This window comes from Kitasatospora sp. NPDC091257 (assembly GCF_044757675.1).
GTDB lineage: Bacteria > Actinomycetota > Actinomycetes > Streptomycetales > Streptomycetaceae > Kitasatospora > Kitasatospora lactacystinica.
In genome coordinates this window covers 1-2,371 of sequence record NZ_JBIVVI010001317.1, presented here as the reverse complement: position 1 = coordinate 2,371, position 2,371 = coordinate 1, and the positions used below count along the sequence as shown (strand labels likewise).

At 75.7% G+C, this 2,371-nt stretch carries 1 protein-coding gene and 2 pseudogenes; 2 read left to right on the top strand and 1 reads right to left on the bottom strand.

Annotated elements, in window-relative coordinates:
* Nucleotides 1-294: pseudogene (locus tag ACIQOV_RS37750) on the bottom strand (hypothetical protein); the annotation flags it as partial.
* A gap of 283 nt (nt 295-577) precedes the next feature.
* Between ACIQOV_RS37750 and ACIQOV_RS37745 the strand changes: the two are divergent.
* Together ACIQOV_RS37745 and ACIQOV_RS37740 are read left to right on the top strand one after the other, a co-directional pair.
* Nucleotides 578-1,129 (top strand): annotated as a pseudogene (locus ACIQOV_RS37745) (TerD family protein); the annotation flags it as partial.
* 631 nt (nt 1,130-1,760) lie between these two features.
* Nucleotides 1,761-2,371: SUKH-4 family immunity protein (locus tag ACIQOV_RS37740; RefSeq protein ID WP_401055298.1), on the top strand; the 611-nt coding region annotated here is incomplete at its 3' end.

Below are 2,371 nucleotides of genomic sequence, written 5' to 3'. Positions count from 1 at the left end.
GCCGGCCTGCCAGAGGGTCCGGCCCCAGGCGGTCACCACCCGCTCGGCCTGCCGGGCGTTGCGGGCCTCGCACAGGGCGGCGGGGAAGCCCCCGGGCAGCTCGCCCAGGCCGGAGCGCTCGGTGAAGCCAGCCGTGCGGGCGTCCTGGAGGCGGGCCTGCTCGGCGTCCAGCGGCACCGTGGCGGAGGTGCGGCAGCCGGCCGGGGCGGCCTGGGCGGCGGCCGGGGCCAGCAGGGCGGCGAGCGTTCCGGTGAGCGCGGCGGCCAGTCCGGCGGCGCGGCGTAGATATGTCATGTCCGCTGACAATAGGTCCGGACCTGACGGCCCGCCAGAGTGCCGACCCGGCGTCCCCCGCTGCCGGGCGCTCCGCCCGTCCGGGGAGAGGCCGCGCCCGTGCCCACCGCGCCCACCGCGGTGCCTCTCCGGCCGCCGCCGGGGCGCCCGGACGGTGTTCCGCCGCTGGTGGGGCGGTGTTCCGGCCTTGACGGAAAACTGATGGTTCGACCGGGAACCGAGGCAACTTCTACAGCGTTGTCGTGGTCGAACAGCGGTACTCGTACGGTGGTGGAGGAGTTCCATGAGCGTGGCCCTGACGAAGGGCGGCAACGTCTCCCTGGGCAAGCAGGCCCCCGGGCTGAGGGTGGTCCGGGTGGGCCTCGGCTGGACGGCCGGAGCCGGGTACGACCTGGACGCCAGCGCGCTGCTCTGCGGGACGGACGGGAAGGTCGCCTCGGACCAGCACTTCGTCTTCTTCAACAACCTGCAGAGCCCGGACGGCTCGGTCCGGCACCGGGGCGGGTCCGGCGGCGGCCCGGACCGCGAGCAGATCGAGGTCCGGCTCGCGGAGGTCTCCGCCGGGGTGGAGAAGATCGTCTTCGCGGTGGCGATCTACGACGCGGCCCAGCGGCGGCAGTCCTTCGGGCAGGTCCGCGGCGCCCACATCCGGGTCGCCGATCCGGACACCGGCGCCGAGGTGGCCCGGTACGACGTGGCGCCGGAGGCCGGCAGCGAGACGGCGATGGTGTTCGGCGAGCTGTACCGGCACGGCGCGGACTGGAAGTTCCGCGCGGTCGGGCAGGGGTACGCCGCGGGGCTCGCGGGCATCGCCGCCGACTTCGGCGTGGACGTCCTGCAGCCGGCGCCCGCCGCCGCGCCCGCCCCGGTGAAGCCGCCGGTAGCCCCGCCCGCGCCGCCCGTTCCGGTCGCGGCCGCGGTCCCGGCCGTGCTGCCCGCGGCCGTACCCGCCGTTCCGACGACCCCGCCAGGACCAGGGAGTTCCCCCGTGACGTGTTTCTTCGACCCCTCGCACGGCGCCGGCGCCACGGCGGTGTACTGGTCGCCGCAGTGGGGCGTGCCGCGCCGGATCGAGGCCTGCGTGGCCTGCGCCCAGCGGGTGCAGACCAACGTGCCGCCGTTCTACACCCCGCAGCCGGCCGGCTACCCGCAGCCGGTCCAGCAGCCGGTCCAGCAGGGCCAGCCGCAGGTGCCCGGCCAGCAGGCCCAGGGCGGGCGGCGCTTCGGCACCGGCGCGCTGATCGGCGCCGGCGCGGCCGGCCTGGTCGGCGGCGCGCTGCTGAACGAGGCCTTCGACGACGACCCGCAGGTCGTCGTCAACAACTACTACGAGGACGACGGCTTCTTCTAGGCCGTCGGGCCGGAGCCCCGGAAGGGCCGTCGGGGCGACCCCCGGCGGCCCTCGCCGTCGGAGCGGTGCGCTTGAATGGCGCCGGAGTACCGTTCCGACCGGGGGAGACGCACCGATGACCACGGCCGACGCCGAGCTGACGGCCGCCGTCCGGAACCCCGACGCGGCCTGGCTGGAGTCCTGCTTCGGCCCCGGCACGCTGTGGCGGCCCGAGCCCGCGGCGCTGCCCGAGCGGCTGACGTCGAAGGAGGCCCGGGTGTTCCTGACCGAGGTCGGCGCGCCGGCCGTCGAACTGGAATTCCTCGGCTTCGACGCCGCGAAGCTGCCCGAGCGCGGGATGTGGGAGGCGGACCTGGACGAGCTGTTCGGCGAGCGCACACCGGACGACGACACCCCGCCGAGCAACTGGGGGTACTGCGTCGGCACGTTCGACGACCAGCACCTGATGGTGGCCGGCGACACCGGCGCCGTACGGATCTACGACCCGAACGGCTGGGACCACGGGAGCGGCTACGGCGGCCGGGCGGCCGACTCGCTGCCCGAGGTGATCGGCGCGCTGGGGCTGCTGGCCCGCCTGGAGGGCCGGATCCGAGGTGGGGACGCCGGGGCCGCGCTGGACGAGTTCGCCGCGCTGGTGGCCGCGGCGGGACAGGGGCCGGACGAGTCGGACCTCTGGGTGGGCCTGCTGGAGAACCTGCGCGAGGAGTACGAGGACCCGGACGAGGG